Annotated in this window: 16 protein-coding genes and 1 pseudogene; 7 read left to right on the top strand and 10 right to left on the bottom strand. The window is 68.8% G+C overall.

Going from position 1 to position 25,476, the window contains the following annotated elements; all coding sequences use genetic code 11:
- Positions 1–18: 18 nt before the first annotated feature.
- Genes ABZ909_RS15265 through ABZ909_RS15250 form a run of 4 tightly spaced genes read right to left on the bottom strand, consistent with a single transcriptional unit; the run spans position 19 to position 11,830 of the window.
- Entirely contained in the window at positions 19–6,222 is a 6,204-nt protein-coding gene (locus tag ABZ909_RS15265; protein WP_356999318.1) for an SDR family NAD(P)-dependent oxidoreductase, read from the bottom strand.
- The gene (locus ABZ909_RS15260; RefSeq protein WP_356999316.1) at positions 6,219–10,196 is read right to left on the bottom strand and encodes an SDR family NAD(P)-dependent oxidoreductase; all 3,978 of its coding nucleotides are present in this window, start codon (positions 10,194–10,196) and stop codon (positions 6,219–6,221) included. Before ABZ909_RS15260 ends, ABZ909_RS15265 begins: the two co-directional genes overlap by 4 nt.
- A gap of 3 nt (positions 10,197–10,199) precedes the next feature.
- On the bottom strand, positions 10,200–11,261 hold the full coding sequence (locus ABZ909_RS15255; RefSeq protein WP_356999313.1) for an acyltransferase domain-containing protein: 1,062 nt from the start codon (positions 11,259–11,261) through the stop codon (positions 10,200–10,202).
- 50 nt (positions 11,262–11,311) lie between these two features.
- On the bottom strand, positions 11,312–11,830 hold the full coding sequence (locus tag ABZ909_RS15250) for a hypothetical protein (RefSeq protein WP_356999310.1): 519 nt from the start codon (positions 11,828–11,830) through the stop codon (positions 11,312–11,314).
- Between the two features lie 862 nt (positions 11,831–12,692).
- Here ABZ909_RS15250 and ABZ909_RS15245 point away from each other — a divergent pair.
- The 6 genes from ABZ909_RS15245 to ABZ909_RS15220 all read left to right on the top strand — a co-directional run bounded on the left by ABZ909_RS15245 (position 12,693) and on the right by ABZ909_RS15220 (position 20,295).
- Positions 12,693–15,956 (top strand): BTAD domain-containing putative transcriptional regulator, encoded by a 3,264-nt coding sequence (locus tag ABZ909_RS15245; RefSeq protein WP_356999308.1) that lies wholly within the window; start codon positions 12,693–12,695, stop codon positions 15,954–15,956.
- 73 nt (positions 15,957–16,029) lie between these two features.
- Entirely contained in the window at positions 16,030–16,467 is a 438-nt protein-coding gene (locus tag ABZ909_RS15240; protein WP_356999305.1) for a DUF4267 domain-containing protein, read from the top strand.
- A gap of 7 nt (positions 16,468–16,474) precedes the next feature.
- Positions 16,475–16,936 carry a DUF2871 domain-containing protein gene (locus ABZ909_RS15235; protein WP_356999302.1) on the top strand — a complete coding sequence of 154 codons (462 nt, stop codon included), beginning with the start codon at positions 16,475–16,477 and terminating at the stop codon, positions 16,934–16,936.
- Positions 16,933–18,384, top strand: a complete 1,452-nt coding sequence (locus tag ABZ909_RS15230; RefSeq protein WP_356999300.1) for an amidase family protein — start codon at positions 16,933–16,935, stop codon at positions 18,382–18,384. Before ABZ909_RS15235 ends, ABZ909_RS15230 begins: the two co-directional genes overlap by 4 nt.
- A gap of 26 nt (positions 18,385–18,410) precedes the next feature.
- Complete coding sequence (locus ABZ909_RS15225) at positions 18,411–19,718, top strand: FAD-binding oxidoreductase (RefSeq protein ID WP_356999297.1); 1,308 nt, start codon at positions 18,411–18,413, stop codon at positions 19,716–19,718.
- Between the two features lie 289 nt (positions 19,719–20,007).
- Positions 20,008–20,295, top strand: a complete 288-nt coding sequence (locus ABZ909_RS15220; RefSeq protein ID WP_356999295.1) for a hypothetical protein — start codon at positions 20,008–20,010, stop codon at positions 20,293–20,295.
- Positions 20,296–20,404: 109 nt separating this feature from the next.
- Here ABZ909_RS15220 and ABZ909_RS15215 read toward each other — a convergent pair whose 3' ends face one another.
- On the bottom strand, positions 20,405–20,857 hold the full coding sequence (locus ABZ909_RS15215) for an Hsp20/alpha crystallin family protein (protein WP_356999292.1): 453 nt from the start codon (positions 20,855–20,857) through the stop codon (positions 20,405–20,407).
- 597 nt (positions 20,858–21,454) lie between these two features.
- Between ABZ909_RS15215 and ABZ909_RS15210 the strand changes: the two are divergent.
- Positions 21,455–21,679: pseudogene (locus ABZ909_RS15210) on the top strand (LytR family transcriptional regulator); the annotation flags it as partial.
- A 71-nt stretch (positions 21,680–21,750) separates the two neighbouring features.
- On the opposite strand, the gene ABZ909_RS15205 reads toward ABZ909_RS15210, so the two are convergent.
- From ABZ909_RS15205 to ABZ909_RS15185, 5 genes are all read right to left on the bottom strand, one after another.
- Positions 21,751–22,191, bottom strand: a complete 441-nt coding sequence (locus ABZ909_RS15205; RefSeq protein WP_356999290.1) for a PaaI family thioesterase — start codon at positions 22,189–22,191, stop codon at positions 21,751–21,753.
- 184 nt (positions 22,192–22,375) lie between these two features.
- Positions 22,376–22,606 carry a hypothetical protein gene (locus ABZ909_RS15200; RefSeq protein ID WP_356999289.1) on the bottom strand — a complete coding sequence of 77 codons (231 nt, stop codon included), beginning with the start codon at positions 22,604–22,606 and terminating at the stop codon, positions 22,376–22,378.
- A 454-nt stretch (positions 22,607–23,060) separates the two neighbouring features.
- On the bottom strand, positions 23,061–23,441 hold the full coding sequence (locus tag ABZ909_RS15195; protein WP_356999286.1) for a DUF5313 family protein: 381 nt from the start codon (positions 23,439–23,441) through the stop codon (positions 23,061–23,063).
- The gene (locus ABZ909_RS15190; RefSeq protein ID WP_356999284.1) at positions 23,438–25,093 is read right to left on the bottom strand and encodes a SulP family inorganic anion transporter; all 1,656 of its coding nucleotides are present in this window, start codon (positions 25,091–25,093) and stop codon (positions 23,438–23,440) included. Before ABZ909_RS15190 ends, ABZ909_RS15195 begins: the two co-directional genes overlap by 4 nt.
- Positions 25,094–25,095: 2 nt before the next feature.
- A partial coding sequence (locus tag ABZ909_RS15185) for a phosphoenolpyruvate carboxykinase domain-containing protein (RefSeq protein WP_356999282.1) occupies positions 25,096–25,476 on the bottom strand: 381 nt, incomplete at its 5' end.

Genomic DNA, 25,476 nt, shown 5'->3' with positions numbered 1-25,476 from the left:
GTGTCTCCTGATGTCATGTCAGCCGACGGTCACGGGGACCGTGGGCAGTGTGTCGGTGAGTCGTTCGCCGATCGCGCCCGCCAGCGTCTCGGCGGTGCCGTAGGTCCACAGCAGGGTGGGCGAAAGCCGCAGTCCGAACGCGGATTCCAGACGGTTGCGCAATTCCAGACTCATGAGGGAATCGAGCCCGAGCGCTTTGAACGGCGTGCGGGAATCGAGCTCGGCCGCGTGCATGCGCAGTACGCGCGCGGCCACTTCGGTGATCTTGTCCCGGACCAGGACGTGCCGACCGGCGGCGGTGGAATCCGCCAGCGCCGCGTGGAATTCGACCGCCCCCGCCACCGTCGACACGAGCGCGCTCCGCTGCCGCAGCAGCTGCCAGCTCGGTTGGGCGGCGGCGTCGGGATACGCATCGAACCACAGTCGTGGGTCGAAGGCCATATACCCGGCCACGGCTCGGTCCTGGGCGAGGAAGCCGGCCATGGCGTGCCACGCCTCGCCGGTGGTGTAGCTGGTGATTCCGCGTTCGATGAGCCGAGCACGCCGATCATCCTGTGCCGCGGCCAGACCCACGTCAGCGAAGTATCCCCATTGGATGCTCAACCCGGGCCGCCCCGCGTGCCGACGCGCCAACGCGAGCGCGTCGAGATAGGCGTTGGCCGCTACGTACGCGGCCTGTCCGGAGCTGCCGATCAATGCGGCGGCCGAGGAGAACAGGACGAACAGGTCCAGGGGATCGTCGGCGGTGAGCGTGTCCAGGTGCCGGGCGCCATCGATCTTGGGCCGAAGCACGCGCTCCAACCGGTCCGCCTCGAGCCCCAGGATGGTGGCGTCGTCGAGGATGCCAGCGGCGTGGAAAACCCCGCGCAGCGGCGGAAGTTGCGCGCGGATCGCGTCCAGTGCCGAGGCGAGCTCGGCCGCGTCCGCCACATCGGCCCGATAGCTGTGCAGCCCGGCCGCTTCCACCGCGTCCGGTGCGTTCATGCCGATCAACGCCACCGCGCCCGCACCATTGGCGAGCAGGTGGTCGGCCAGACTGCGGCCCAGCGCGCCGTGACCGCCGGTGATGACATAGGTGCCGTGTGCGCGGAAACGCCCCTCCGGCAGGGGATCCGGAGCGATGTCGGTGACCCGGCTCGGTCCGGTGAGCACGAGCGCGCCCCGGCTCTCCTGCTCGATCCCGGCGAAAGCCGCCAGCAGGGCCGCTGCCCCGGTGAATTCACCGACGGTGATGGCCCCCGGGGCTGCGGCCCGCACACCGACCCGCTGCCACGCCTCCCGCAGTGCAGCGGCGAACCGTTCGGGACGACGAACCATCAATCCGGGGACATCGACTGCCGCGAGGGTGATCCCGTTCGCGAACTGCCGCAACCCGATCCGACGATCGATCCGGATATCCGATGCGCCGACCGCGAGAAAGCGCCCGTCCTCGGCCAGCACCCGCAGGCCGAGCTCGTCGGTCGACCCGGTCAGCGGATCGAGCACCACGTCGACCCCACGGCCGCCGGTCACCGCCCGCACCGCGTCCGCCCACTCCGGCGTCCGGGAATCGAAGACATCCTCGAGGCCGTGGTCGCGACGCAGCTCGTCCCGCTCCGCCGCGGTGGCGGTGGTGGCGATGATCCGCGCCCCGAGTTCGCGGGCGACGCGGAGTGCGGCTCGTCCCGATACCGTTGCGGCGGAGTGGATCAGCACCGTCTCTCCCGGCTCCAATCGAGCGAGGGCGGTGAACGCGTACCAGGCGGTGGTGATCGCCATGGGCAAGGCCGCGGCGAGCTCGGCCGACATGGCGTCCGGAATCGGTTGCGTGTGATCGGCCCGCACGGTCAGATGCGTTGCCAGGGAACCGAACCCACAGGCCACCACCCGGTCGCCGACGGCGCGATCGGTGACCCCGGGACCGACCGCGCGGATGACACCCGCGCACGCGAGGCCCAGTGGATTCCGGTCCGCCGCGTCGCCGGGAGACGTCCCCACCGCCCGTAGCGCGTCGAGGTAATCCACCGCCGCCGCTTCGATGTCGATCACCACCTCGCCCGACTCGGGTGAACGCACCTCGAACGGCCGCAGGTGCGGCTGGGCTCCGATCCGTCCGGCAGCGCCGACGAGCTGGAACGTACGCGTCGTGGCATGCCAAGGACGCACTGCCGCAGTGTTTTCCGGCTGCTCTCCCTGTTCCAGACGGCCCACGTACCGCCCGGCTCCGGTGCGCAGCACGATCTGGTCCTCGCCGGTTCGCGCCAGGAGTTCGGCGGCGCACTCATCGAACCGCCGGTGCGGTGCGCCGAGCTCGGGCGCGGCGAGATCGATGATCTCGGTGGACAATTCGGGGTGCTCGCGGCGCAGGACCCGAGCGAATCCCCAGTACAACGCGCCACCTGGGTCGGGGCACTCGGCGGGGTCGATCGCCTGGGCCGCCGTGGTCACCACCACCAGCCGTGGTGTCGCAGCGGATGATCGGACGCATGCGGTGACAAGGTCCCGGAGTTCGAGCAGCCCTCGGCGCTGGAGGTCCAAGCCCGCGTCGGCCGGGGGCGCGAGGTGCACTATCGTGTCGGCCTGCTCGACGCCGACGGTGGCCCCACCGCGGCGCAGCGCCGCGGTCAGCTCGGCGACGGCGTCTCCGAACCCGGTGACGGCGAAAGTTCCTGCAGGCCCGCCCGTTCCCACGCGGGTGGCCGCCTGCCAGAGGAAGGACAGTTCACGGTCGTGCGTCCCGGTCTCGGCGCGCACGTCCTCGATCGCGAGCAGTTCGAGGCCCAGGATGCGGGCCAGCGGCGCACGCTCGTCGTCGAAGACGTGAATATCGGCCGTGGCATCGGAGCGTCGGACGGCATAGGCCCAGGCGGTGTCGAGGTGTCCGGCCGGTCGGCCGTCCAGCAGCAGTTCATCGATGCCGCCGGGCAGAATGGTGTGCTCACCCTCGAACAGCGCCAGCGCCGTCTGCATGGCGCAGTCCACGAGCGTGGCGTGCAACTCGCCCGGATGCGACGTGGCGCGAGCGCTCTCGCTGAGCACGATCCTGCCCAGCGCGAACTCACCCGCTTCGTCGCGCCCGCGCCGGAGCTCGCACAGCCCTTGGAAATTCGGCCCCAGGTCCACCCCGCGCCGGGCGCAGGTGGCGTAGAACTCGGCCACCGGCAGCTCGTCGCCGGGCAAGGGTTCGCCGGGTAGGGACGGGAACGGTCGCGGCGCGGCGCCGCTGTCGGGGGTCCGCAGCGCACGTCCGCGCGCATGCACCGTCCACGTCTCGGCGTCCGTGTCCAGCGCCGCGATCTCGAAGCTCGCCCCGGCCGCGAAGTCCTGCCGCAGCGTGATTTCGACCCGGGACGGCATCGCGCCCAGGGTGAGCATTTCCACGAACCGCAACCCTGACAACGACACCGTGTCCGCACCGAATCGGGTGCGCGCCACCGCGAGCGCCAGCACCGCCCAGAACGCGCCGGGAACCACCACCGCGTCGCCGACCACATGATCGGCCAGCCAGGGGATCCCCGCCGGGTCGACCGGCAGCGTCGCGTGCCAGGTCCCGGCTTCGATAGTGCTGGGGTACAAGGGGATTCGATGCGTTCCTACCGCCGGTTCGAGCCGCGCCGGACCGGCGTCGGGGAGCCAATGCGATTGCGGGAGCAGCGGATACCGCGGCAGCGCCTGCGTCGTCGAGCCGACCGCCGCGAAGGGTCGCAGCCCGGCGACGAAGGCGCGCGCCAGACTGCGCGGCCACTCGATGCCGGGATCACAGTCCCGATAGAAGGACGGCAGCACCCGCGGCGCGTCGGCGCGCTCGGCGGCCAGCTGTTCCACCGCTGGCAACAGCACCGGATGCGGGCCGATCTCGACCACATGGGTGACGCCGGTATCGAACAGCGCGTTTATCGCGTCGGCGAAAAGTACTGGGTTGCAAAGATTTTCCACCCAATAGTCGCCGATGAGGTCTTCCGGTCCGACGGTGCCCACCCGGACCGTCGAGAACATCTCCCGCTCGCCCGGCAGGGGCGCGACACCGGCCAGCTCGGCCTGCAAGGGAATCCGTACGGCCGCCATCCCGGGGCTGTGGGAGGCGTAGTCCACATTGACCATTCGGCAGAAGACGCCGTCGGCCCCGAGTATCTCGCTCAGCGCCTCGATGGCGTCGGCGTCACCGGAGAGCACGCACGAAGTCGGGCCGTTGTGCACGGCCAGCGCCACCAGATCCTCGAATCCCGCGATGGCGGCGGGAATCTCGGTGACCGGCAGCTCGACGGCCAGCATGCGTCCGGTCCCCGCGACCGACCGCAGCAGGGCACTGCGCCGAGCCACGATGAGCGCGGCGTCGTCCACGTTGAGCAGACCGGCCACCGTGGCCGCGGCGATTTCGCCCTGGCTGTGTCCGACGACGACGTCGGGCACGATGCCCGCCCGCCGCCAGCAGGCCGCGATGCCCAGGGACAACGCCCACAACACCGGCTGTACCTGATCCACCCGCTCGAGCCAGCCCGGGCCCGCGGCGCCCGACAGCACCGCGACCGGATCCCAGTCGACGTGGGGTCGCAGCGCGCCGGCACACGTGTCCACGGCCGCGGTGAACTCCGCGTCCCGGCCGTAGAGCGCGGCGCTCAGGCCGTGCCATTGCCCGCCCTGGCCGGGGAAAACGAAAGCGGTACGGCCGATTTCGCGGGCTCGTCCGGACAGCGTGGACGGCGATTCGGCGGCCGGTTCGTCGGCGTGCGCGCGCAGTGCCGCCGCCAGTTCGTCCGGGGCGGTGCTCAGCACCGCCGCCCGCAGCGGTTGCGCGGGCGCGCGCAGGCTCAGCGCGGCGACGATCGGGGCCACGCGGTCGGGTTCGGCGTCGAGCAGATCCGCGAGATCGCGGCACCGCTGCCGCAGTGCGGTCGCGGTATGCGCCGACACCGGAAGGAACCCCGCGACCTCGGTGCTCGGTGCCGTCTCCGGTGCGACGCGGGGCGCGCGACGCAACACCACGTGCGCGTTGGTGCCGCCCCAGCCGAACGAGTTCACGCCGATGCGGACGTCATCACCGTCCGGGAGCACGCTGTGCTCCCGCACGACTCGCACATTCAGCTCGTCGAAGTCGATATCGGGACTGAGCTCTCCGGAGTGCAGGCTCGGCGGCACCACGCCGTGCTCGAGGCACAGCACGGCCTTCACCAGTCCGGCGATACCCGCCGCGGCTTCCAGGTGACCGATATTGGTCTTCACCGAACCGATCAGCAGCGGTCCACTCGCGGCGGCGCGCCCGGCTCCGAGGATCTCACCGAGCGCCCGCGCCTCGATGGGATCGCCTCGGCGCGTTCCGGTTCCGTGGGCCTCGACATAGGCGAGCGTGTCGATGTCCAGCGCTCGCGTCGGGTAGGCCCGCCGCAGCAGATCCCGCTGACCCTCGGAGGAGGGTGTCACCAGGCTCTCGCCGCCGCCGTCATTGTTCACGACGGTTTCCGCGATGACCGCCCGCACCCGGTCGCCGTCGCGCAGGGCCGCCCGCAACGGCTTGAGATAGATCGCGATCACGCCCTCGCCACGGACGAATCCGTTCGCGCCGACCCCGAAGGCCGCGCACCGCCCGTCCTCCGACAGCCCGCCGAAATACGTGAGGCCGACCGAAACATCCGGTGCCAGAATCAGATTCACGCCACCGACCAGGGCCGCGTCGATGTCCCCGGACCGGATGGCCCGGACCGCCAGGTCCAATCCGACCAGGGCCGAGGAACAACCCGTCTCGACGGTCATGCTCGGTCCGGTCAACCCGAGGGTGTAGGAGACCCGCGAGGCGATGACATCGAGCGCATTGCCGACCGAACTGTGCTGGCTGGCGCCGAGGCCGCGCTGCTTGCGCAGAATCTCGTAGTCGTGCCACGAGGCGCCGATATAGACGCCGGTGCGGGAGCCACGGAGTTCATCCGGGCGCGCACGGCCGTCTTCCACCGCGCGCCAGGCCATTTCGAGCATCAGGCGCTGCTGCGGATCGATATCGGCGGCCTCGCGCGGCGACACGGCGAAGAACGCCGCGTCGAATTCCGCGACGCCGTCGATGAACCCGCCGACGGCCTGAATCCTGCGCTCTCGGTCCAGCGGGGCGTCGGTGTCCCAGCGTTGTTCGGGCACCGGGCGAATGGCGTCGCCGCCGGTGTTCAGCAGCTCCCACAGCGCCTCGATATCCGCCGCACCCGGAAATCGGCCCGCCATGCCGACGATCGCGACGGGCTCCATCCCCGCGGTGGTCATCCGACGATCCCGACCGACTCCGCCGTAACGACCGCGGTGTCGCGCAGTCGGTCCGTCGCCTCGGTGAGGCGGGCAATGAGGTCGGTGGGCAAGGGCTCTCCGTCATAGATGGCCGATAGGCGATCGAGGAGCTGTTCGACCTCGACGACGATCGGGGCGGCCAGGTCGGCGGGCCTCGGGATGATCTGTTCGAGCACGTGGCCGGCCAGCAGCCGGACCGTCGGATGCTTGTAGATCACGGCATTGCCCACCCGCACGCCGGTCATCGCCCGCAACCGCGCACCGAGTTCGATCGAACCCAGGGAGTCGAGACCCATCTCGGCGAACTGCCGATCCGATTGCACCACATCGGGTGTGGCGTGCCCGAGCACCAGCGAGACCGGCGCTTTGAGCAGTTCGGTCATGGCGGAGAGCCGCTCCGCCGGACCGAGCGCCGCCATCCGAGCCGTCAGCGCGGCCGGGTCGTCGGCTTTCGCCGCGGCTCGGCCCCCGGCGTGCGGCAGCGCCCGGAACAATGGCGCGGGTTCGCCGGTCGACCCGTCGGCCACCATCGAGATGTCCAATCCGACCGGAAGCGCGTACGGCACCCCGGTGCGCAGTGCGGCATCGAAGAATTCGACGGCCTCCGCGGATGTGATCGGGGTCAGCCCCAAGCGGCCGAACCGGGCGCGGTCCGCGTCGTCGAGTTCGTCGAGACTGGACGTGTCTCCCCACCAGCCCCAGGCCAGTGCGGTCGCGGGCAGTCCGCGCCGCTGCCGGTACCCGGCCAGACCGTCGAGGAAGACATTGGCGGCGCTGTAGTTGGCTTGACCGGGCCAGCCGAATACCCCTGCCGCGGAGGAGAACAGCACGAACATCGACAGGTCCAGGTGCGCGGTGAGTTCGTGCAGGTGCCACGCGCCGACGGCCTTCGCGGCCAGCGCGGTATCGAGCTGGTCGGCGGTGAGCGCGGTGAAGGTCGCGTCGGCGAGCGCCGCAGCGAGATGGACGACCGCGCCGACCGGATGCGCGTCCGGTACCCGGGCCAGCACGGCGGCCAGCGCGTCGCGATCGCTCACATCGCAGGCGGCAACGGTCGTCTGCGCGCCCATCGCGGCCAATTCCGCTGTCAGTTCCGCGATTCCGGCCGCTCCCGCACCGCTGCGGCTGGTGATCAGCAGATGCTTCGCGCCGTAGCCGCGGACCAGGTGCCTGGCGATGATCGCACCGATCGCACCGGTGCCACCGGTGATCAGCACGGTGCGGTTCGGATCGAAGGCGGGCGGCGCGGCGGCCGCCTCGGGCGGGGGCGCGACATCGGCCCCTGAGCGGAGGCGGCGGCCGAGGAATTCGCCACGGCGCATCGCCAATTCGGGCTCCTCGAGGCGCAGGGCGGTCGCGATCTCGTCGAGGCTGATGTCGTCCGCGTCGAGATCGATTTGCACGATGCGGTCCGGATGTTCGGACTGCGCGGTGCGCACCAGCGCCCACGCGCTGGCGTCCACCAGCGCGGAGACACCCGCGTCGGCCTCGGCCGAATGCACACCGCGGGTGAGGATGACGAGCTTGCTCTCGGCGAATCGTGGCTCGGCCAGCCATGCTTGGATAGTCTTCAGCACCCCGGCGAGTTCGGCGCGCAGCGCCTGCGGCGGCTGCGCATCGGATCCCGTGTCCCCGGAGACCAGCCGCGACCACACCACCACGGGCGGCACGGCGTCTGCGTGATGCACTGCGGCATAGAGGGATTCGAGGTCACGGTGCGTGCCGACCGCCCCTCGCACACCGAGCGGCCCAGCGCCGACAATCGCCCATTCACCCCGGCTGTCGGAGTAGCGTCCGCGCCACGCCTGGAGGGGCAGCCATTCGACGCCGAAGAACGCGGGGCGCGAGCCGTCGACCGCAGCCTCGTTCCCCATGTCGGGGCCAGCGTCGGATACGACCGTATGTCGATACCGGCGACGTTGGAAAGCATAGGTGGGCAGTTCGATCGGCCGCTCGGAGCCGACCGGGTAGATCGTCGGCCACGCCGGGGACACACCGCCGACATGCCCCTCGCCGATGGCGGTCAACACCCGGCGGATGCCGGCGTCGTCGCGCCGGAGCGAGCCGAGAATCAGGCAGGAATCTGCCGCGTCGCCCAGCGATTCGTGCATGGCGGCGGCCAGGACCGGGCGCACGCTCAACTCGAGGAGAGCGTCGCAGCCCGCCGCGTGGACGCTGCGGCAGCCATCGTCGAAATTCACCGGCTCGCGCATGTTCCGGAACCAATAGTCCGGACCCAGTTCCTCGCCCGCCAGCACGCCGCCGACAACCGTGGAGACGAAGGTGACGTCGGTGGCGCGCGCCGTGACCGGGGCGACCGCGGCGGAAAAGCGTTCGCGCAGCACATCCACGTATTCGGTGTGCCCGGCGGCCTCGGCCGCGAGCCGACGCGCCCGCACGCCTTCCCGCTCGCACGCGGCGAGCATTCGCTCCACCGCCGCCACCCCGCCCGCGACGGTAGTGGCCGACGGCGAGTTGACGGCCGCGATGTGCAGATCCGCGATGCCGGACATCAGTTCACGCACCCGTGCGGCGGAGGCGCTGACCGCCGCCATCCCGCCGGTCCCCTTCAGCTCGACCAGGAGCTTGCTGCGCGAGACCACGATCCTGGCGGCGTCGGACAGGGTCAGCGCACCCGCGACATACGCGGCCGCTATCTCGCCCTGTGAGTGCCCGATCACCGCGGCGGGCACGATTCCGAACGACTTCCACAGTGCCGCAAGGGAAACCATTGCCGCGAACAGGGCGGGCTGCACGACGTCGGGACGTTCGACCGAGGGCGCGCCCGGCGCTTCGTTCAGCACGTCGATCAACGACCAGTCGACGAATTCGGACAGAGCCGCATCGCATTCGGCGATGGACACCGCGAAAACCGGGGATTCGGACAGCAATTGCGCGGCCATACCCGTGAATTGCGGGCCGTGGCCGGGGAAGACGAACGCCACCCGGCGGGGCACGGCGCGGCCCCGAGGCGGCCCCGCCGGATTGCCCGCGGCCACGGCCGCCAGCCCGGCCAGCAATTCGACCCGATTGCGCCCCAGCACCACCGCACGGTGGTCGAAGGTCGACCGGGTCGTGGTCAGCGCGTGGCCTACCTCGCGCGCGGTGATCTCGGGGTGCGCCCGGACGTGGTCGGCGAGGTGCGCGGCCTGCGCGACCAGCGCCTCGGGCGACTTGCCGGACAGCGGCCAGATGACCAACGGCACCCGGTGACCGCGGTCCGACAGCATGGCTGGCGCGGACTCTGGTGCCCGCTCCAGCAGCACGTGGGCACCGGTGCCACCGGTACCGAACACCGATACCGTGCCCCGGCGCGGCATCGGGTCCTCGCCCAGCGCGCGAATCAGGTCGAGCACGGCCGAGATGCCCGTCATTGGGGAATCACCCCGCAACTCTTCCTGGACATCGAGGTCGGCGGCCGTGATGCCGGCCGCGTGCAACAGGGCGGCGGTGGAATCGCCCTGATCGATCACGGAGCCCCGGACCAGGGCGAGCACCCGGTGGCCGCGCTCGTGGGCGTCGGACAATCGCTCCAGCACGAAGACCGCCGCGCCCTCGGCCAGGCCGCCGACGCCGCCCGCGAGCGCGAGCGAACAGTCACCGGCGGTCAACGAACGCGTCGCGAGCGCAAGGGCGGCCAGCGTGGCGGACGCGCCGGTGTCGATGCTCAGCACCGGACCGCGCAGGCCCAGCACGGTGGCGGCGCGGCCGAAATCGCCGCCAGCGGCACCGATATGGACGCTCGTGTCGCTCCCGTGCAGCGTCGTCGGGACGATACCCGCGTATTCAACTGCCTGCCAGCAGGTTTCGAGCAGCATCAGGAGCCGGCCATCGGTGGCCTCGGCCGCCGCCTGATCGAATCCGAAGAACTCCGCGTCGAACGCGCCCGGTTCCGCACTGGCGGCCAGGCCGACGATCGCGATGACGTCACCGGTAGGGACATATTCCGACATGTGTCACCCCAGCGCTTGCGTCGACGTGGCCGCATCCAGCTCATCGGGCGTGAGAATCAACGTCATGGTCAGCGGCTCCACCACCAGACGCTGCGGTAGACCCGGCCCGAGTCCGATCACCGTGGTGGTTCCGATCCGCTCGACCTGCGTCATCAGCGGCTTGACGCCGACGGAACGAATGTGGTTGTCCCGGAAGAACTGTCGCACTTCCTCGGCCGTGGACACGGTATCCGGGGTGTGCGAAGAGAACAGCGTGATCTTCGGATCCCGGAAGGTCATCCCGGCGACATAGGGTTCCATGAAGTCCGTCGCGTACTGCGCGAGGGGACTGTGGAACGCGCCGGGATACTCCTCCAGCATCTGCATGCGACGCGGATGCTCGGCGACCAACTCCTCCAGCGCGTCGACATATCCCGACAGCACGATGACGTGCACATCGCCGCCGTGGGCGGCGTCGTAGTCGGCCGCGAGATAGATTCCGGGGCGACGCTCGCCGTAGTAGTCGAGCGGGTCGTCACCGAATCGCAAGGCGGCCACCGCCATTCCCTGCGGTCGCGAGTCGGGCGACTGCGGTGGAATGAGCCGGTGGTGGTGCAGCATCTGGAACAGTTCACTGCGCTCGACCGCACCGGCCAGACTGGCGGCGATCACGCCGCCGAGGCTGATACCGCCGACGGCGTCGGGATGAATGCCGCGGTCGGCGAGCACGTCGTACATACCCACGACCAGCGTCGCCTGCCGCAATCCGTCGAAAGCGTGCAACGCTTCCTTGCCTTGACCGCTGCCGCCGCCGACGAGCAGATCCTGGACGGAAAGTTCCGTCCATTCGGCGACCTCGTCGAATGCGCGGCGAATTGTCGCATAGCGGTCATAGAATTCTTGGACGGACGAATCTGTCAGTGGGATATGACCACCGAGCAAATAGGATGTAGTCACACTCGGACCCTTCCGGTCGACAAAGGGTCGCGAAGTCCCCCCCGATGCCAACCGCTCAGAAAATTCGGTTGCGTAACAGTTCCGCCACGCGTAGCGCGTATAGACGGAAGAAGAAGCCCCCAAATGCATTGCGCATCTGTGAAGTAGCACTGCCCGCTGCGCGGGGCGCGGCACCAAATCTAGAACTGGTTACAGAAACTGTCAAGGCGTAATGGATCTCGTAGCCCTCGTCTGCTGCCGAGCAGTCCCTGGATGGGTAGTGGTAGGTCGCCACCGGATTCCCTTGCCACGGCGCCCCATACAGGCTGGACGGCTGGCAGGCCATTCTGCTGATAGCCGAGTGCGTGGATGCCGAATGGCCGCCACGTCAGATCGTGACCCTCCTCAGTGATCTGCAGCGTGACGAGGCCCATCGGATATCCCGCAGAAGGATGCGCACCACGGATCGAAGTCCGAAGGTCGGATTCTTCCCAGAAGACGATCAGGTCGGTTCCACGCAGCGCCGCGGCGAGTACACCGAGATTCGCGATCGCCGATGCCGCGTCGTCACCCTGCTCATAGAACCGCGATACGACATACCCCAGCACGGGCTGGGTACGCGTCCTGTCGAGGACGTACACCTGTGGACGCGGCGCGAACCCGCTCGACAGCATCGCCTCCGTCGCAGATTCGACCATTGTCTCTTCGAGCACTGTCATCGTTTCCGAAAGGCTGCGCCGACGCGTTCCACCCCCATTTTCGACCTTGCGGCAATCTCGGTTAGGTTACCCGACTCGGTTAGGTGAACGCACTCAGAAGCATTACACCAGCACGCATTTCACCAGCAGTGCGGTTCGCGTGCTGTACTCGCGGTGTGAGGTCAGGGTTCAAATCCCCTTCGCTCTACCGGCAGTGCGAGAAGGCGACGGTCGCGATCGAGCAGGCGAAACCACGAACCCGCATCAGGATGCCCGCCGCAATGGACGGCGCGACTGCCGCGCCGCCCCCTACACGATGAACCATCAGTATTGATACTGAGTCGGGATCTCGCCCCCACTCCAGGATCGTGGTGTTGAGCGGCGCGGATGCTGACACCATGTTCGGCGTTTGGGGTGGCTTCTATAGAACGCCGAGTAGACGCCGATCCACCCGCACCGCCATCCGCCGACCCAAACGCGGTGATGCGATCGTCGTGGCCGCTCATCGGGCATCACCGGCTGCCGGGTGCCTACCGCCCGGATCACGATGTCCGGCCTGTACACCAGCACCGCCCGGTTCGTATGATGGTTCGCCAGGTCCACCGAAGGGTCGGGAAGACCCCTTCCAGCCACTCCCTACACGGAACCCGGTGGGAGGCAAGCCATGAGAGAGCCACACCAATGACGACGGTGGGCAGCCGATGATTGAAAGCATCCCGCCGGGCACCTGAACGGAATCCTCATCGGCGTTCCTCGCGACTGTCGGCCATCGTCGGCTTCCGCCCGAACTGGTTCGACGCCCGCGATGCGGCGAGGCCCCGGGTTGGCTCAGGTTGACGAGAGGCCCGGCGCCACGCAGGATCGATCGTGGGATGGACGATTCATGCTGGTAGGGCTATTGGGTCCGGTGATGGTGGAGGCCGCGGACGGGACGAGGGCGTCGGTCGGGGGGCCTCGGGTGCGGGCATTGCTGGGGTTGCTGGCGCTCGAAGCCGGGCGAGTGGTGCCGGCGGCGCGGCTGGTGGATTGGGTGTGGGGGGAGAACCCGCCGGCGGGGACCGGGAATGCGTTGCAGACCTTGGCGAGTCGGTTGCGCGCGGCGACGCCGGGGGCGGTGCGGAACGAGGGGGGCGGGTATGTGCTCGAACTCGCGCCCGAGGACGTCGATGTGCATCGGTTCACGCGTGAGATCGAGGCGGGGCGGGCATTGCTCGCGGCCGATGAGGCGGAACGAGCCATCGTGTGCTTCGATGCCGCGCTCGCGTTGTGGCGCGGGGAGCCATTGATCGATGCGGGGGAATCGGAGGCATTGCGCGCCGCGGCACTGCGATTGATCGAACAGCGGCTCGAAGCAGTCGAGCTGCGAGCGGACGCCTTGCGGGCCTTGGGCCGAGGCGGCGAGGTACTGCGTGAGCTCAGCACGGAAGTTGCGGCACATCCGTTCCGCGAGACGATGGCCGCACGACTCGTGCGGGCGCTGGCGGCAGCGGGACGAACATCCGAAGCGATACAACAGTTTCAACAAACCGAGGCCCTGTTACTGGACGAGCTCGGCACGACACCCGCCGAGGTGCTGCGCTCGGCCCTGGCAGACATCCAAACGAAGCCACCCCGTACTCCCGCAGTCGACGGACCTGCCATCGAGACGACGCCCGGGTCGGGTCGAACGGGAAGTACGGCAGCATCCTGGACCAGCGGGACATCGAAGATGTCCGCTCCGCTGCTGCCCAGGCGGCACACCAGCTTCGTCGGACGCGGACACGACGTGGAAGGAGTGCGGCGGGCGTTGCGCGAGGCCCGACTGGTGACACTGTCGGGTACCGGGGGCGTGGGGAAGACCCGGTTGGCCGCCGAGACGGTCGGGGCGCACGCGGTGGACTGGGTGGATGGTTACGCCTTCGTCGAACTGGCCGCACTCGAGCGAGAACGGGCCGACCGGCCGGCCGTGACCGCGGTCGGAGTGGCGATAGCGAACGCGCTCGCACAGTTCGAGCGACCCGACGAATTGTCCACGGAGTGGGCGGAAGTGCTGGAGCGGACGCTGTCCGGCCGCCGAATGCTGTTGGTACTCGACAACTGCGAGCACGTCGTGGAGGCGACGGCGCGCCTGATCGACGATCTGTTGCAGCGGCTGCCCCTGCTGCGGGTGCTCACCACGAGCCGGGAGCCGATCGGCGTGGACGGCGAGCGACTGTATCCGGTCCGGACCTTGGACCTGCCCGCAGCCGACTCGGACTTCCTGGCGGCCACCGCATCGCCTGCGGTCCGGCTGTTCATCGACCGCGCCACCGCGGCCCTCCCGGATTTCGCGCTGTCCGAGAGCAATTCCGCCGATATCCGCGCCATTGTGCGCAGCCTGGACGGCGTGCCGCTGGCTATCGAACTGGCCGCCGCCCGCGTGCGGAGCCTGCCGCTGCCGGACCTCAGCGCGCGGCTCACCGATCGCTTCCGGCTGCTCACCAACAGCACTCGCCACGCAGTCCCGCGCCATCGCACCCTGCACGCGGCCGTCGCCTGGAGCTGGGAACTGCTCACGGATGCGGAAGCCGCAGCGGCCCGGTGTTTTTCGATTTTCGCGGGCGGCGCGACTTTGGACGCCATCACCCGGGTGTGCGGTCCGGACGCCATCGACACGGTCGCCTCACTGGTGACCAAGTCGTTGGTGGACTTCGATGGACAGCGCTATCGAATGGCCGAGACCATCCGGGCCTATGCGACAGCGGAATTGACCGCCGCCGCCGATGCGGACGAGGTCGCCCGCACCCATGCCGACTGCTTCCTGGTATTCACCGACGCCGCCGCCCACGGATTGCGCACTGCCGCACAGCCCGATTGGCTCGCGCGCCTGATCGCCGAACACGGCAATTGCGAAGCCGCACTGCGTTGGGCGCTGGACGTCGGCGACGGTGAGCGCGCGGTTCGCCTGTACGCGAACCTCGTCTGGTATTGGCTGCTGCGCGGGTTGCACGGTGATATCTCCGAACGCCGCCGCGAGGTCCTGGCCCTGCTCGGCGACACACCGCCGCCGGGGTGCACCGGGGCCTATCTGGCCTGCCGGTACGCCGAGGAGCTGCCGGCGTACTTCACCAACATCTGGTGGGGCCAAATCCTGGACAACACAGGGCATTTCGAACTGATGACCCGTGCGGCCCTCACCGAGGATCGGCCCCCGCACCCGATGTTCGTGCTCATCCTGGCGCTGCGTGACCTGCTCGGCGACGACGACAGCCTGTTGACCGCGTGCACCACCTCCGACGATCCATGGCTACGCGGAAACGCGCTGATAGCAAAAGGTTTCGATGAACTGGGCGGCGACCATCCGGCCTGCGCCCTGCCCACCCTGGAGGCGGCGCTGACCTGCCTGAGCGCGCACGGTGACACCCGGTCACACAGCCGCGCCCTGATCTCCCTGGCCAGCTACCGGACCCGAATGCTCGGCCTGGACAGCGCCCGCCCGCTGATCGCGAGCGCGCTGGAACTGCTCAGTGCCGACCTGGGCGCCGGTGAGCGCATGGGCGTGCAGCTCTTCGCGGCGGAGATGCACCTGGTCGGCGGCGATACCGACAGTGCGGCAACCCATCTCGACCGGGCCGAAGCCCTGATCACCCCGCACATCATCCCCGCGCCCGGGCGCTTCCTGGCGGCGACGCAGGCGCACCTGGCGCACCTGCGCGGCGACAACGACCGCGCGCTGGACCTGTACCGGCTGATGTCCGAGCATCCGCTTCCCGCCGCTCCGCCGCCCGCCGGACGCCACGACACCGTCCGCTTCGTGAACGCGGTCTTCGTGAGCACCGCGCACGCGGCGACTCTGGTCGCGGCGGGCCGGCCGGACGACGCGCTGCGCGAGCTGGCCCTGCCCCGCGATCTGGCCGCCCAGACCTCGGCGGCGCTGCTGGCCGAGGTCGGTATCGGCTATGCCCTGGTTGATCTGGCGAAGGGCGCTCCGGAGCGCGCGGCCCGCATTCTCGGCGCCACCGACCGGATCAACCGGAGGGCCGGGGTGATCCGCATCGGCCCGTTCCGGCGACGAGCGCTCGATCAGGCGGAAGCGGCGCTCGGGCCCGTGCGCCTGGGCGCGGAATTCCTCGCGGGCGCCCGGCTTCCGGACGAGGCGGTGCTCGAACTGCTGCGTACCGTTCGCTGACAACGACTATCAGCGAACGGTACGAGCCGCACTGGATGCTCGGGACGCGTATCCCACCGATCCAGGAGTGCTCATGTCCGTTCTCCCGAACACGGAATCAGTTGTTTCCGTCCGTGGTTCCCGCCGACTCGGCGATCGTCTCGGCATGGCCGGCGCCGTGCTGGGAGCCGGGTTCATCATGTCCGTCGGCGGCGGTTATCTACTCGCCCCGCAGCGTATGGCCTCGGGGTTCGGCTTCACCGAGTGGCCGCACGTCGAGGCCGACGGCTTCCTGAACGTCAAAGGCGTCCGCGATGTGGTCACCGGTCTGATTCCGCTCGCCCTGCTCGCGGCCGGGCAGCGCCGCGCCCTCGGCGTCACCACCCTCACCCTCGCCCTCATCCCGACCGGCGACATGCTCACCATCCTGGGGCGCCGCGGCTCCACCGCCACCGCCCTGACGGTGCACGGCTTCACCGCCGTCCTGGTGGCCGCCAGCGGCGCGCTGCTGCTGCGCCGTGAAAACCGGTGAGCGCCCGATGAACCCGATGAAGACGCTGGTCAATACCGCTCACATCTACATGATCATCGGCCTGATCTCCGGGTTCTACTACCGCGAGATCACCAAGGCCGAACATTTCACCGGGCAGTCGGAGCTCGGTGTCGTGCACACCCACGTGCTGGCGCTGGGCATGCTGTTCTTCCTCATCGTGCTGGCCTTGGAGAAGCAGTTCACGCTCAGCGCCCGGAAAAGCCTGTACGCCTGGTTCTTCTGGCTGTACAACATCGGCCTGGCCATCACCATCGCGGTCATGACGCTGCACGGCACCCTCACCGTGCTGGGCAGCAGCAGCAATGAGGCGATCGCGCTCTGCGCGGGTCTGGGCCACATCCTGCTCACCGTCGGGCTGGTCCTCTTCTTCATCACCCTCGGCAAATCCGTCGACGACAGCCGAACACCGTGCACCGCAGCGGTATTTGCCGAACAGGAGGCATCGTGATCACCGGCCGGGACGGTGCGCTGTGGAAGCGGGACGCGGTCTCGCTCGCGGCGCTGATCGCCGAGGGCACGGTCACCGCGGCCCAGGTCGTCGAGGCGCATCTCGAGCGCATCGAGCAGGTCGATGCCGAAATCGGCGCGCTCACAACAGTATTCGCCGAGACCGCGTGCGCGGAGGCGGCCGCGGCCGACCGCAGGGCGCCGACCGGGCCGCTGCACGGGGTTCCGGTCACCGTCAAGAACAACCTCGATGTCGCGGGCAGCCCGACCACCTGGGGCGTGGCGGCCTTCGGACAGGCCGTCGCGGCAGCGGACGCACCCGCGGTGTCCGCACTGCGGCGAGCCGGGGCGATCGTCATCGGGCGAACGAACATGCCGGACTTCGCCACTCGCTGGCACACCGACAACGACGAGGCGGGCCCGACGGTGAATCCGTGGAACTCGACTCGCAGTCCGGGCGGTTCCAGCGGTGGTGACGCCGCCGCGGTAGCGGCGGGCATGACACCTCTCGGCCTGGGCACCGACTTCGGCGGTTCACTGCGTGTACCCGCCGCGTTCTGCGGAGTCGCCTCCCTGCGCACCACGCCCGGCCGGGTGGCGGTGGCCTCGAGCCTGTCCGGGCCCGCGCCCACCCCGACGAACCAATTGTTCGCGGCGCCAGGGCCGTTGGCGCGCACGGTGCGCGATCTGACGACCGCCTTCGAGGTACTCGGCGACAGTGCCGACCCGCGCGATCCCGGATGGATTCCGGTGCGCGATGCGACCGATACCGCCCCGCGCGCGGTCGCCGTCATGCTCGGTGACGATATCGATCCGCAGGTGCGGGCCGCGCTGCTCGGCTGCGCCGACGCCCTCGAACGCGCGGGATATCCGGTGGCCGAACTGGATCCGCCGTACTTGGGCGAGGTGGCGGCGGACTACGGCCGACTGGTCTCCACCGAGGTGATGGTCCAGCGCCGCGAAGCCATGCGGCGAGTCGGCAGCGCCGGACTGAACACCTTCGTGGACGCGGCGATCGACCTGTTCCCGCCGCTGGACCTGGCGGGCTACATGACCGCGCTGGGTGAGCGCCTCACCCGCCGCGCGGCCTGGTCGCGCTTCCTCGCTGAGCATCCGATCGTGCTCGGCCCGGTCTCGGACGAACTGCCCTGGCCGGTCGGCTACGACCTCGGCGGCACCGCACAGGTCGCGACCATGTATGCGGCGCACCGCCTCACGATCGCGGCCAACTACCTGGCCCTGCCCGCGGTCACGGTCCCCGCGGGCGTCTCGGCCGAGGGTCTTCCCATCGGGGTCCAGGTGATCACCGCCCCATTCGCCGAGCGGCGCGCGCTGACTGCCGCCGCCCATATCGAAGCGGCCTTTCCGATGCCCACACCCGTCTCACCGGCAACCGACACGGCCACCCGGGGCCTGGCTTCGTCCAGCGGCTCGGGCGCGGCGCGATGAACATTCTTACAGCGAGAGGAATTCACGTGTCACACAACACATTGCGATCCGCCGTGCGCGGACGGGTACTGCTGCCGGGTGACGAAGAGTTCGATGCGGCACGGACGCCGTGGAATCTGAATATCGACCAGCCGGTCGCGGCCGTCGTGCACGTGGAAGACGCAGAGGATATGGCCGCCGTGGTCGGCTACGCGCGGGACGCGGGTCTGTCGGTGACCGCTCAGCCCAACGGCCACGGCGCTTCCGGTGATACCGCGGGCACCATCCTGGTGCGTACGCGCAGGCTCGATCGGGTCGAGGTGGACCCGGAGCGGCGACGTGCCCGCGTCGGTGCGGGAGCCAGTTGGGGCGAGCTGCAGGCGGCGGCCGCGCCGCACGGCCTGACCGGGCTGGCCGGAAGCTCCCCGGTGGTCAGCGTTGTCGGCTATACCCTCGGTGGCGGATTGTCGTGGTTCGGCCGCAAATACGGGTGGGCGGCCGACAGCGTCCGGGCCTTCGACATCGTCGATGCCGACGGTCGTCAGGCCCGCGTCACCGCGGAATCCGATCCGGAGCTGTTCTGGGGATTGCGCGGCGGTGGCGGTGATTTCGCGCTGGTGACGGCAATGGAGTTCGATCTGTTCGCGGCTCCGGCCTTGTTCGGTGGCCTGATCGCCTGGCCGGCCGCGCAGACCGAGGCGGTCCGGGATGCCTTCGGAGACATCACCGATCACGCACCGGCCGAGCTCACCGTCTGGCTCAATCGGCTGGAGCTGCCGCAGGCTCCGCCGATGATCGCGATCGCCACCGCTTACCTGGGTGAACCGGCACGCGCTCAGGAACTGCTGCGCCGGCTGGACACGATCGACGGCGTCCTCGCCGACACGCGTCGGGAATTGTCCCCGGCCGAGTTGGGCGCCATCGTCAACGAGCCCACCGCCCCGGGCCCCGGACTGCTGCGCACCGAGCTGCTGACCGCGCTGGACGAGACCGCCGCCGAGGTTCTGCTGCACGAGCCGATCGATCCGATGATGGGCATCCAGCTCCGGCAGCTGGGAGGTGCGCTCGCCGAGCCCACCCGAGGCGCGGTTCCGTCGTTCGCGGAGCCCTACGCACTGTCGCTGCAGGCGATCGGCTCGGATCCCGACACGGTTGCCGCGGTCCACGCTACTCAGAAGCGCATCATCGCCGATCTGGGCGCGCGGGTCAGCGGCCGCAAACCGTATACCGTCCTGTCCGCCGGCGACGGTGTCGCAGAGGTTTTCGACACCGGCACCTTGGAGCGGCTGCGAAAGCTCAAGCAGGCCCGCAACCCACACGGCGTATTCCGCGCGAACTTCCCGATTCCCCACTGAACCTTCGGTTTCGAGCCCTCGCGCATCTCCGCACAGCACTGCCCCGCCGATCACGATCGGCGGGCAGTGCTGTGTCCGGGGGCCGATCGCCGTTGTCGCCACGTGACGACTTCCGTTCTACAGTGCATACGCCCTGGCCGGGGCGGCCCATGGAATTCGGGGCACTCCAATTAGGGGCCGTACTCGAAGTCCCCGGCTGGCGTGGAATTGCGTAGCATTCCGCACGCCCGGCCAATACTTGACCGTAATCGCCGGTGCGACACCATTATTCGCTATCGGCAGGACTGCTATGACCTCTCTTTCCCGCTTGACCGCCACCGCCGCCCTCTGCGCCGCGCTGACCGCGGGCGGCGCCGCCGTGGCAGCCGCGGCTGCACCGGATTCGACCGCTGCCCCGATCGCCGATTCCGGCTCCTCGAACGTCACCGGATCCGCCGCCGCCTACGGTGTGAACCTGATCCAGATCTTTCTCCAGCAGACCGGATCCTCCGCCCTGGCGCGTTCGCTGGACCAGTTGGAGTGCACGCTGGGCGGCCACCAGTTCAGCAACGGCACCTGCATCATCGGCGGCATCTGAGCTTCGCGGCCGCTGACGATGCGAGCGACGTTGCCGCGTACTCGGCATGCGTTGCCGGTTCGACCAACTGAGTCGGGACAACGGTCGGCCAGCGGGGAAGTCCGGTTCTTCAGCTGCTGCTGGAACGGCCGGCTTCGATCGTCTTCGGCTGCTGGCCCATGCCGCTGATCTCGATCCGCCGCGGCTTGGCCTTCTCCGCGATCGGCAGGGTCACCGACAGCACGCCGTCGTTGTAGGTGGCGTGGATGTTCTCGGTGTCGACGCCTTCCCCGAGGGACAGTTGACGCATGTAGCTCCCTGCGAAGCGCTCGGATGCAATCCATTGCACGTGCTCGTCGCTGGGGAGGCTGCGTTGTGCCTTCAGGGTCAGCGTGCCGTTGTCGACGCTGACATCGACCGAGCCCGGATCCACGCCGGGCAGGTCGGCGTTGAGGACGTAGTGGTCGCCGGCCTTGAACAGGTCCATCGGCATGAAACGTGGTGCGCGTGCAGTGCCCATGGTCTCCCCGAGGAGCTGGCGGGCTACCGCATCGATGTCGTGGAACGGATCGAACCTCAGCATGGGAATCACCTCCGGATCGAAGTGGCGACACCCGCCTCGGCGACGGGCGCCGTGAGCTGTTCGACTCCTGAATTCAGTCTCAGCCTTGAATTGCCAACAGATTTTCGGGCCGTCCTATTCCCGCAGTGGCAACTTTCGCCGCTGGAATGCCCAGTGCGGCAGGCGTTTCGCAGTGCTGAACTGGGGCCTTTACGAACTGCGCCGTTCCGGTCTCACCCACCTCGGCGAATCCGGTGCCGGCCTCCTGGAACGTATGGCCAAATCAGCCCGTGCAGGATTTGACACGATCTGGCTGGGTGTTTTTCTCGGCGCTTCCAGGGGACCGTCATGTGAGGGCTGCCGAGATGGAGGACGAAGCCGTGCCACCCCTGGCTGTAGGGGATCCCGGATTGGGAGTTCGCCAGATCTGCGCCGAGCCACGGACCGCCGCTGAGCGCTCCACGTTGGCACCCACCGCCAGCAAGCGTTCCTCACCTCTGACGCCGAGCAACTCGAGGAGTCCGGCACCAACATCGCAAACTGCAGCAATTGATCAACGCCGCGCAGAACGATGTGGTGCTCGCCCAGGGCTGGAACGTGCTCGACTTCGCTCAGACCATGGGCAAGGCCGGTTCGATTCCGATCGAATTTCTGACTCTGCCGGTGCAGGGATACCAGACCATCGACGGCCAAGACGTCAACGTCGTCGACCCGGCCACCATCAAAATGGCGGTGCGCACCGCCTTCGGCGTACACGCGCCGCAACCCACCATGCCGACGACCACACCCACCAGCACCGTCGACGTCGTCAACGCCGGCCGCGCCACCGGCATGGCGGCCAAGGTATCCAATGCCTTGGCCAGCAAGGGATTCGGCAAGGGCAGACGATTCGCCTGTGCTGGAACGACCGCCGATCAGGAGGACGGCATTGCCATGAGGGTGGCCTGCATGAGAGCCACCGGGCCCGCGCCGTTGGCGTCGGAAACGACTTCGGCGGTGCAGACGGTGAGGGTGCGGCCGGACCGCACGACCGTCGCCGTCGCTAGAAACCGCTGTCCCACAGCCGGACTCATGAGATTGACCTTGAATTCGACGGTGAGGATGTCGCGGTCGAGTGGTTGCAGCGACATGGCCGCGTAGCCGCACGCCGAATCGGCCAGAGTGGTGATGGCACCGGCGTGAACGAAACCGTTCTGCTGGCACAGATCGTCGCGGAACGGCAATTCGAGAACAACGCGGCCGGACGCCAGGCTTGCAATTCCGATCCCGAGTGTGGTGAGCAACGTCTGGCGTCCGATACTTTCGCGCAGTCGCGTTTCCTGGGAAGGGCTCAGAGTGCCTGCGATGTCGATCATTGCTGAAGCCTAGATGGGTTTTGCCGACGCGGTTGGCGCCAACTTATCGCGATCTCTCCCGCCATGCTCACCGAAGCGGGACAGCGCTTCCGCGGTGCGATCGCGGCTGACCGACTCGAACTCCGCTCCGCGGCAATGGATCACCTGCCCCTGACCGACGCATCGTTGGATGCCTGGAGGTCGGTCAGATGGTGACCGTGATGATGTCCTGGTCGATGTGGATGTCGGTGGTTCCGTAGTTCTGGGCGCGGAGTGTGCGCTCGATGATGTGCGCATTGTGCCCGCACAGGATGACGACGGCCAAGCTGGTCGAGTTCAGCACGTGCACGGCGGCATGATCGGAGATCGTCGAGTACCCCAGTTCGGGGATTTCGAGTGCGCTGATATTCCGCTCGAGGTCGGAGATCACCTTCATGCGCCTGTCTCTGTCCGATTTGCCGAGTGGGGTGGGCGTGGCTTTCGGAACACCGGGCCGGGGGTGGCATGACCGGAATCGGTTGGGGGTGATCACGAGGTCCTCCCTGCTGACGAGTGGGTACGGCGGCTCGACGCCTTACGGGTGCGTATGGGGACTGCCCTCGATGGGTGTGCCGAGAACTCTGCTCACATGCCGCGCGACCGTAGGGACCAGTCGCTGATCGCGAATATCGGAGGTCTGATTGGCGCGGCTGCCCCAGACCGCGACCACCGCGGCGCCCATGCCTCTCGAGTCGGGTCTCCCACGATTGGCCGCGGTGTTCCCTCGACCGGAATCGATATGGCTGGTCACTCGCAGTGCCTCACTCTCATGGGCTCGAGCGGACGTAATGTTCGATCTCAGAAATTTCGCAATCAGTTGCAATGCCAGCGTGATTGGCTGCCGACAGGGCTCAGGCCCGGCCGTGGCGGCGCTCGTAGGCCTCGCGGTCGGTGGCGGCGCGCTGGCGTTCGCGCTGATCGGCCAGTGCCGGATCGAGGCCGTGTTTGGCGAGGCGGGCGCGGCGGTAGACGTACATGAGGGCGGCGGTGAAGTAGATCAGTGGCAGGTAGAGCAGCGCCATCATGGCCAGGCCCATCCAGAGTGGTCCGGGGATGAGCAGGAACAGGCACAGCGGAGGGATGATCGGGATCAGGATGCGCAGCAGGTAGCGGCGGGCCGCGCCGGCGCCGGTGAGGTCGTTGATCACCCAGTCGGCCATGGACGGCGGCAGTGTGCCTCCGCTGATGTACCGGATGCGCTGTGCGAGTGTCGGTGTCGTGCGTTCGGTCATGGGCAGGGTGCTTTCACTGGGTCGGGCAGGTAGCAGCGGGCACGGGCGATGGCGTCCGGCGTGTGTTCGAAGATGCTGCTGTCACCGCCGACCGGCAGGGCGCCGATCGTGCCGAGGCGGCGGCGGTGGTCGTCGCGCAGGCCGGACATGAGGACCGCGATGCCGTTGTGCTCGAGTTTGCCGATGGCGTCCTTGAGCACCAGTGCGCCGGTGGTGTCGAGGGCGGTGACGTGGGACATCCGCAGGATGACCACGTGCACGTCGGACACCTCGGCGAGTTCGAGCAGGAACCGGTGGGCGGCGGCGAAGAACAGCGGACCGTCGATGCGATAGGCCACGATGTGGTCGTGCAGCAGGTCGTGTTCCTCGGCCAGATGATCGGTGTCGTCGGCCGGGACATCCAGCGGAATCCGTTGCAGCCGAGCCTCTTTAGCGACCGATCGCAGTGCCAGCAGCACCGCGATGCCGACGCCGACAGCGACCGCGGTCACCAGGTCCAGCGCGACCGTGACGAGGAAGGTCACCGCCATGATGGCGGCGTCGCCTTTCGAGGCGCGGGCGATGGCCGCCAGCGACGCGGTCTCCACCATGCGCACGGTGGTCGCCAGCAGCACGCCGGCGAGCGCGGCCAAGGGGATATCGGCGACCAGTGGAGCGGCGAGATAGATGATCGCGGCCAGCACGACCGCGTGGGTGAGTGCCGCGAGCCGGGTGCGTGCGCCGGAGCGCACATTGACTGCGGTGCGGGCGATGGCGCCGGTGGCCGGGACGCCGCCGAACAGGGGTGCAGCGATATTTGCCAGCCCTTGTCCGAACAGTTCGCGGTTCGGGTCATGGCGGGTGCCGACGGCCATGCCGTCGGCGGCGGTCGCCGAGAGCAACGACTCCAGCGCTGCGAGGGCGGCCACGGCCAGCGCGGGCGCGATCAGCGTGCCCAGCTGGTCGAGATGCACGAATCCGAGTGTGGGAGCCTGCAATCCGGCCGGGACCGACCCGATGGGTGTGAGATCGAGATCGAACACCTTGGCGGCGACGGTGGCGACCGCCACCGCGATCAGCGCGAACGGCAGCTTGGGCAGGTACCGGCCGCCGATCAGCACGATCGCCGCCACGATCAGCGCGGTCGCCAGCGTCACGTGGTGCGGCTGTGAAACATAGTGGCGTACCGCGTCGAACGCGGTCTGCCACACCTTCTCGCCGTGCGCGTGGGCGATGCCGAGGGCGGACGGGAACTGCTGCAGGGCGATGACGACCGCGATTCCGGCGGTGAAGCCCTCGATCACCGGGGCGGGCATGTAGCGCACCGCGCGCCCGACCCCGGCGATCGCGAGCACCACCAGCACGATGCCGGCCAGCAGCCCCACGGCCAGCACCCCGCTCGCGCCGTGCTGGTGGAAGATCGGTACCAGAACCACCGTCATGGCCCCGGTCGGCCCGGACACCTGGAAGCGGGAGCCACCGAACACCGCGGCCACCACGCCCGCCACGATCGCCGTCGCGATACCGGCCGCCGCGCCGAGGCCGGAGCTGATGCCGAAGCCCAGCGCCAGCGGCAATGCCACCAGCGCGACGATCAATCCGGACAACAGGTCTGCGCCGGGGGAGCGGACCGCCGGTCTCCAATCCGACCAGGTCGGCAGCAGGGCCCTCACGATCAGCGCGCCCCGGCGGCGTCCGTCGAACGTTCCTCGGCGAGACGGGTTTTCAGCGCGGCGAGCTGTTCGCGTAGCTGGTCGGGCAGTCGGTTGCCGCCGATGGTGGCGTACCACTCGTCAATCGAACCGATTTCGTTCACCCACTCGTCGACGTTCACCGCGAGCGCGGCGGCGGCGAGGTCACGCTGCGCGTCGGTCATTCCGTTCAGATCGAGCGCGTCCGGGGCCGGCACATACCCGATCGGGGTTTCGACGGCCTCGGCCGCACCGTCCAGGCGCTCCAGGGCCCACTTCAGCACGCGTACGTTGTCGCCGAAGCCGGGCCACAGGAACTTCCCGTCGGCGCTGCGGCGGAACCAGTTGACCTGGAAGATCTTCGG

Source organism: Nocardia sp. NPDC046763 (assembly GCF_040645495.1).
Classification (GTDB): Bacteria; Actinomycetota; Actinomycetes; order Mycobacteriales; family Mycobacteriaceae; genus Nocardia.
This window is presented reverse-complemented; position numbering and strand designations above follow the sequence as displayed.

Coding starts and splice junctions, on each gene's coding strand:
- ABZ909_RS15265 (WP_356999318.1), bottom strand. CDS start 6,222: ATGACCACCGCGGGGATGGAGCCCGTCGCGATCGTCGGCATGGCGGGC.
- ABZ909_RS15260 (WP_356999316.1), bottom strand. CDS start 10,196: ATGTCGGAATATGTCCCTACCGGTGACGTCATCGCGATCGTCGGCCTG.
- ABZ909_RS15255 (WP_356999313.1), bottom strand. CDS start 11,261: ATGCATTTGGGGGCTTCTTCTTCCGTCTATACGCGCTACGCGTGGCGG.
- ABZ909_RS15250 (WP_356999310.1), bottom strand. CDS start 11,830: ATGACAGTGCTCGAAGAGACAATGGTCGAATCTGCGACGGAGGCGATG.
- ABZ909_RS15245 (WP_356999308.1), top strand. CDS start 12,693: ATGCTGGTAGGGCTATTGGGTCCGGTGATGGTGGAGGCCGCGGACGGG.
- ABZ909_RS15240 (WP_356999305.1), top strand. CDS start 16,030: ATGTCCGTTCTCCCGAACACGGAATCAGTTGTTTCCGTCCGTGGTTCC.
- ABZ909_RS15235 (WP_356999302.1), top strand. CDS start 16,475: ATGAACCCGATGAAGACGCTGGTCAATACCGCTCACATCTACATGATC.
- ABZ909_RS15220 (WP_356999295.1), top strand. CDS start 20,008: ATGACCTCTCTTTCCCGCTTGACCGCCACCGCCGCCCTCTGCGCCGCG.
- ABZ909_RS15215 (WP_356999292.1), bottom strand. CDS start 20,857: ATGCTGAGGTTCGATCCGTTCCACGACATCGATGCGGTAGCCCGCCAG.
- ABZ909_RS15205 (WP_356999290.1), bottom strand. CDS start 22,191: ATGATCGACATCGCAGGCACTCTGAGCCCTTCCCAGGAAACGCGACTG.
- ABZ909_RS15200 (WP_356999289.1), bottom strand. CDS start 22,606: ATGAAGGTGATCTCCGACCTCGAGCGGAATATCAGCGCACTCGAAATC.
- ABZ909_RS15195 (WP_356999286.1), bottom strand. CDS start 23,441: ATGACCGAACGCACGACACCGACACTCGCACAGCGCATCCGGTACATC.